5 protein-coding genes and 1 pseudogene are annotated in these 5,604 nt (G+C 62.8%); 3 read left to right on the top strand and 3 right to left on the bottom strand.

Features of this window, described 5'->3' with window-relative positions; translation table 11 throughout:
* The 3 genes from EOC93_RS29650 to EOC93_RS29640 all read left to right on the top strand — a co-directional run.
* Positions 1-551: ABC transporter permease (locus EOC93_RS29650; RefSeq protein ID WP_164759325.1), on the top strand; the 551-nt coding region annotated here is incomplete at its 5' end.
* Positions 552-632: 81 nt separating this feature from the next.
* Positions 633-1,604, top strand: a complete 972-nt coding sequence (locus EOC93_RS29645; protein ID WP_095482887.1) for an ABC transporter substrate-binding protein — start codon at positions 633-635, stop codon at positions 1,602-1,604.
* Between the two features lie 164 nt (positions 1,605-1,768).
* A complete protein-coding gene (locus tag EOC93_RS29640) occupies positions 1,769-2,218 on the top strand; it encodes a CHRD domain-containing protein (RefSeq protein WP_095482886.1) in 450 nt (149 codons plus the stop codon).
* 243 nt (positions 2,219-2,461) lie between these two features.
* Here EOC93_RS29640 and EOC93_RS29630 read toward each other — a convergent pair whose 3' ends face one another.
* The 3 genes and pseudogenes from EOC93_RS29630 to EOC93_RS35120 all read right to left on the bottom strand — a co-directional run.
* Complete coding sequence (locus tag EOC93_RS29630; protein WP_127206385.1) at positions 2,462-4,111, bottom strand: thiamine pyrophosphate-binding protein; 1,650 nt, start codon at positions 4,109-4,111, stop codon at positions 2,462-2,464.
* Positions 4,108-5,283, bottom strand: coding sequence for a CaiB/BaiF CoA-transferase family protein (locus tag EOC93_RS29625; protein WP_126105861.1), 1,176 nt, complete (start codon positions 5,281-5,283; stop codon positions 4,108-4,110). Before EOC93_RS29625 ends, EOC93_RS29630 begins: the two co-directional genes overlap by 4 nt.
* A 173-nt stretch (positions 5,284-5,456) precedes the next feature.
* Positions 5,457-5,604: pseudogene (locus EOC93_RS35120) on the bottom strand (alpha/beta hydrolase); the annotation flags it as partial.

Here is a 5,604-nt window from a genome sequence, read left to right as displayed (position 1 = left end):
GTGCCGGCTTCCTCGCCGCCATCGCGGCCGACCGCGTGCCGTTCCTGCGCCGCGGTTTGCTGCCGATCGGGAACATGGTGTCGGCGTTGCCGATCATCGGCGTGGCGCCGATCATGGTCATGTGGTTCGGCTTCGACTGGCAGTCGAAGGCCGCCGTCGTCATCATCATGACCTTCTTCCCGATGCTGGTGAATACGGTCGCCGGCCTTGCCGCCTCCGGCCATATGGAGCGCGACCTGATGCGCACCTATGCGTCGAGCTATTGGCAGACGCTGTTCAAGCTGCGGTTGCCGGCGGCAGCCCCCTTCATCTTCAACGCACTGAAGATCAATTCGACGCTGGCGTTGATCGGCGCCATCGTCGCGGAGTTCTTCGGCACACCGGTGGTCGGCATGGGATTCCGGATTTCGACCGAGGTCGGACGGATGAACATCGACATGGTCTGGGCCGAAATCGCAGTTGCAGCACTTGCGGGTTCGGTCTTTTATGGCGTGGTCGCTCTTTTCGAGAGAGCAGTCACGTTTTGGCATCCCTCCGTCCGTGGTGGATAGGGCGGTGGCGGGTTTGGAATCAGGAGCGCATTGAAGGTCCTGATCCTAAAGGGTGAACACTTAACTTCAGAGGGTAAAAACATGAAAAGACTTGTTATTTCGATGCTGGCCGGCGCGATGTCGCTTGCCGCGTTCCAGGCGATGGCCGCAGACAAGGTGACGCTGCAGCTGAAATGGGTCACGCAGGCCCAGTTCGCCGGCTACTACGTCGCCAAGGACAAGGGGTTCTATGAGGCCGAAGGCCTCGACGTCGAGATCAAGCCGGGCGGCCCCGATATCGCGCCCGAGCAGGTGATCGCCGGCGGCGGCGCCGATGTCATCGTCGACTGGATGGGCGGCGCGCTGGCCGCACGCGAAAAGGGCGTGCCGCTGGTCAATATCGCCCAGCCGTTCAAGAAGGCCGGCATGCAGCTGGTCTGCCCGAAGGATGGCCCGATCAAGACCGAAGCCGACTTCAAGGGCCATACGCTCGGCGTCTGGTTCTTCGGCAACGAATATCCGTTCTACGCCTGGATGAACAAGCTCGGCCTGAAGACCGACGGCGGTCCGGACGGCGTCACCGTGTTGAAGCAGAGTTTCGACGTGCAACCGCTGATCCAGAAGCAGGCGGATTGCATTTCGGTCATGACCTACAACGAATACTGGCAGCTCATCGACGCCGGCTACAAGCCGGAAGAGCTGATCGTGTTCAACTACTCGGCGATGGGCAACGACCTGCTTGAGGACGGGCTCTATGCGTCCGAGGACAAGCTCAAGGATCCGGCCTTCGAGGACAAGATGGTGCGTTTCGTGCGCGCCTCGATGAAGGGCTGGAAATACGCCGTCGACAATTCCGACGAGGCGGCCGGCATCGTCATGGACAATGGCGGCCAGGACGAGAACCATCAGAAGCGCATGATGGGCGAAGTCGCCAAGCTGATCGACAACGCCGACGGCAAGCTCGACCCGGCGACCTACGCACGCACCGCCAAGGCGCTGCTTGACCAGAAGATCATCACCAAGGAGCCGACCGGCGCCTACACGACCGCCATCACCGACAAGGCGATCAAGTAGGGCGATCAACTGGGCTTCTGAAGCCTGCATTCAAAAAGGGGCGGGCGACCGCCCCTTTTTGTTGGGACGTAAAATAGCCGTTACCGGTGGAAACATCTGCTCGCACAACCGTTGTTGCGGTGCATCCAGCTTCAGCGGATGTCATCGCCACAACGGAGATTTCCATGCGCATGCAATCCTTCTCGCCGATGCTTTCGGCGCTGGCCGTTTCGGCTTCGTTCCTGTGCGCTTCACCGGCTTTGGCCGACATGATGAAGATGAAGGCGACGCTGGATGGCGCTCAGCAGAATCCGCCCATCACCACCGAGGGCAAGGGTACCGCCGCTCTCGTCTTCGACACCGCCACGAAACAGCTCACCTGGAACGTGACGTATTCAGGTCTCAGTGGGCCTGCGACGGCCGGACATATTCACGGTCCGGCAGCAAAGGGTGAAAATGCCGGCGTCGCCGTCCCGTTCAAGGGCGCTCCGAAAAGCCCGTTCAAGGGGGCGGCGGTGCTGACCGACGCGCAGGCTGCCGACCTGATGGCCGGCAAATATTACATCAACATCCATACGGCGGCCCACGAGGATGGCGAGATCCGCGGGCAGATCGAGAAGGCGGCGACGATGTAGCGCAATGTCGCCCGAGGGTGACTATAGCGCTGCATTAGCCCGTCGAAGTTTGCGGGACAGCGCCCCCCTCTGTCCTGCCGGACATCTCCCCCACAAGGGGGGAGATCGGCAGCTTTGGCGTTGGCGCCTGTTCAACTTCGAAAATTGGCGAAAGCAGTCGCGACATCCAATCTCCCCACCAGTGGGGGAGATGTCCGGTAGGACAGAGGGGGCGCGAAGGGACTCGGCCTATGCGTCTGACGCTCAGGACTTGTCGCGGATCTGGGTCATCGTCCGGGTCGGCGTGATGGCCTCGGGGTCGAGCCTGATCTCGACGATCGACGGCTTGCCGCTGGCGCGGGCGCGTTCGAAGGCCGGCGCGAAGTCGGCCGTCTTCTCGACCGTTTCTCCGTGGCCGCCATAGGCGCGGGCCAAAGCCGCGAAGTCGGGATTTCTGAGATCGGTGGCGACGACACGGCCCGGATACTCGCGCTCCTGATGCATGCGGATGGTGCCGTAGATGCCGTTGTTGACGACGACGACGATGATCGGCAGATCGTATTGCACGGCGGTGGCGAACTCCTGCCCGTTCATCAGGAAGCAGCCGTCGCCGGCAAAGGCGATCACGTCGCGCTCGGGAAACAATTCCTTGGCGGCGACCGCCGCCGGCGTGCCGTAGCCCATCGAGCCGGAGGTCGGTGCTGCCTGCGTGGCGAAGCGCCGGGAACGGTGGAAGCGGTGCACCCAGGTTGCGTAGTTGCCGGCGCCGTTGGTGAGGATCGCATCGTCGGGCAGCATCGTTTCGAGATAGTTCATGATCGGTCCCATCTGGACGGCGCCGGGACCACTTTCGGGCGGTGTCGACCAGTCGAGATAGGCGGCGTGCAGCTTCGGTGTTTCATCCGCCCAGACCGGCGTGACGGCCGGCTTGCGCCCGGCGAAGGCTTCGACGAAAGCGGAAGGCGAGGCGTTGATCGCCAGCGTTGGTCGGTAGACGCGGCCGAGCTCGCTGGCATCGGCGTGGACATGGACCAGCGTCTGGTCGGGGTAGGGGCTCTTGAGCAGCGTGTAGTCGGAGGATGGCATCTCGCCCATGCGGCCGCCGACGAGCAGCACGAGGTCGGCCTGCTTGATGGCGGTCGCCAGCTTCGGGTTGATGCCGATGCCGACATCGCCGGCATAGTTCGGGTGTAGATGATCGAACAGCATCTGGCGGCGGAAGGAGCAGCCGACCGGCAGCGACCAGGTTTCGGCGACCGTCCGCATCCGCGCGACGGCCTCCGCATCCCAGCGCGTGCCGCCGAGGATAACGAAGGGGCGCTTCGCCCTGTTGAGGAGCTTTTCGAGAGCATCGAGCTCGGCCTCGCCCGGCCGCGTTTCGACCGGCGTGTGGGGCAGGGCTTCTGGCGCGTCGGCAAGGCTGGTCAGCATGTCTTCCGGCAGCGAGATGACGACCGGGCCGGGGCGGCCGGACGTCGCCACCGCGAAGGCCCGCGTGACGAATTCGGGAATACGCGCGGCATCGTCGATCTCGACCACCCATTTGGCGATGTCACCGAAGAACCTGACGTAGTCGACCTCTTGGAAGGCTTCGCGCTCCTTGGCGTGGCTGGCGACCTGGCCGATAAACAGGATGACAGGAACCGAATCCTGCATGGCGATGTGGATGCCGGCCGAGGCGTTGGTGGCGCCGGGGCCGCGGGTGACGAAGCAGATGCCGGGCTTGCCGGTCAGGCGGCCATGGCAGTCGGCCATCATCGCAGCTCCGCCTTCCTGGCGGCAGACGATGGTGCGGATCGGCGAATCGTGCAGCGCGTCGAGCACCGCAAGATAGGATTCTCCGGGCACGCAATAGATGCGGTCGGTGCCGTTGGCTTCGAGCGCATCGACGATCAGTTGTCCGCCGGTCTTCATTTTCCTGATCTCTCCAGTTCGGCAAGGATTTCTGCGGTGTGCTCGCCCAGACGCGGCGAGGGCCGCTCGTAGACCAGCGGCGTGCCCGACATGACCATCGGCGCGCGCACCGAAGGCAAGAGATTGCCGTGGCCGTCGTCGAGGTCGAGCCGCATGCCGCGCGCGATGGTCTGCGGGTCGGCGAACATCTCGCCGATCGTGTTGATCGGGCTGGCAGGCACGCTTGCCGCCTCCAGCTTGGCCAGCAGCGGATCGCGATCGAAGGTTTTTAGCGCCTCGATTATATGCTCGCGCAATTTCGCCCGGTTGGCGACCCGGGCGGGATTGGTGGCGAAATCGGGGTTCGATGGCAGGTCGACCAATCCGACGGCCGCGCAGAATTTGGCGAACTGGCCGTCATTGCCGATGGCCAGGATGATGTGGCCGTCCTTCACCGGCACCACTTCGTAGGGCGCGATGTTCATATGCGCATTGCCCATCTGCACAGGCGATTTGCCGGAGACCAGATAATTGAGGTTTTGGTTGCCGAGCGCCGAGATCTGGGTGTCATAGAGCGCCATGTCGATGTGCTGGCCTTCGCCGGTTTTCTCGGCGTGGCGAAGCGCGGCCTGGATGGCGATCACCGAATAGAGGCCGGTGAAAATGTCAGAGATGGCGACGCCGGCCTTTTGCGGCTCGCGGCCAGCCTCGCCGGTGATCGACATCATGCCGGCCATGCCCTGGATGATGAAGTCATAGCCGGCGCGTGGCGCATAGGGTCCATCCTGGCCGAAGCCGGTGATCGAGCAATAGATCAGCCGCGGGTTGCTCTTGCGCAAGCTGTCATAGTCGAGCCCGTATTTCCTGAGGCCGCCGAGCTTGAAGTTCTCGATCAGCACGTCTGAGGTCGCGACCAGCCGGCGGATCGTCTCGGCGCCTTCGGGCGTCGAGAAATCGACAGCGATGGAGCGCTTGCCGCGATTGCAGGAATGGTAATAGGCGGCGGAAAGGTTCTCGCCGTCATGGCTCATGACGAAGGGCGGACCCCATTTGCGGGTGTCGTCGCCGCCGTCCGGGCTCTCGACCTTGATGACGTCTGCACCGAGATCGGCAAGCAGCTGCCCGGCCCACGGCCCGGCCAGGATGCGGGCGAGTTCGATTACGCGGATGCCTTTCAGCGGAGGCTCGGTCATGGATCACCGTGATTGGTCGGAAGCGCAGCCTTGGATTTCTTTTTTGTGCATGTCGTTGTCCCAAAACCGCTGCGCACTTTTGGGCAACATGCACTATCAATCCCGCGTGCTGCTGTCACGGCTCTTGCAATGGGCCAATCCGAATGTGCCAATGTCGACCATGCCTATCTCGATCAGGCTTGTTTCAACACGCTGTCGGCCCAGGCGGCAAAATCATCCATGATGATATCTCGGTTTACCTCGTTCAGGCTCTCGTGGCGGGTCTCGGTGTAAACCTTTGAAACAAGATTCGAAAAGCCCATCCTGTGCAGGCGTCCAGCG

This window comes from Mesorhizobium sp. M6A.T.Ce.TU.002.03.1.1 (genome assembly GCF_003997275.1).
Lineage (GTDB): Bacteria > Pseudomonadota > Alphaproteobacteria > Rhizobiales > Rhizobiaceae > Mesorhizobium > Mesorhizobium mediterraneum.
Note: the sequence above shows the minus strand (reverse complement) of the source record. Positions and strands in the feature narration are given on the sequence as shown.